The organism is Maribacter sp. UBA3344, assembly GCF_002362375.1.
In the GTDB taxonomy this organism is placed as follows: domain Bacteria; phylum Bacteroidota; class Bacteroidia; order Flavobacteriales; family Flavobacteriaceae; genus Maribacter; species Maribacter dokdonensis.
Genome location: NZ_DERI01000029.1, coordinates 1 through 217 on the forward strand (window position 1 = coordinate 1; position 217 = coordinate 217).

Here is a 217-nt window from a genome sequence, read left to right on the forward strand (position 1 = left end):
TGTTATATTCGTTGGAATCGCTCAGATCTCCATCGGCGCTGTTGTGGGCAGCAATGGCTGCGGCATTCGTGGAGATATCCGTAGCATTCGAAGCAATGGAATTGTTTTGCGTTGTTTGCTCCGCTTCCAGATTATCAATATCGGTAGCATTCGTAGCAATGGAATTATTTTGAGTAGTCTGTTCCCCTTCTAGGTTATCAATATCTGTTGCATTGGT

General features: G+C 44.2%; 1 protein-coding gene. It reads right to left on the bottom strand.

The window, feature by feature from the left end; translation table 11 throughout:
* Positions 1 to 217: hypothetical protein (locus tag B2Z27_RS17405; protein WP_286814632.1), on the bottom strand; the 217-nt coding region annotated here is incomplete at both ends.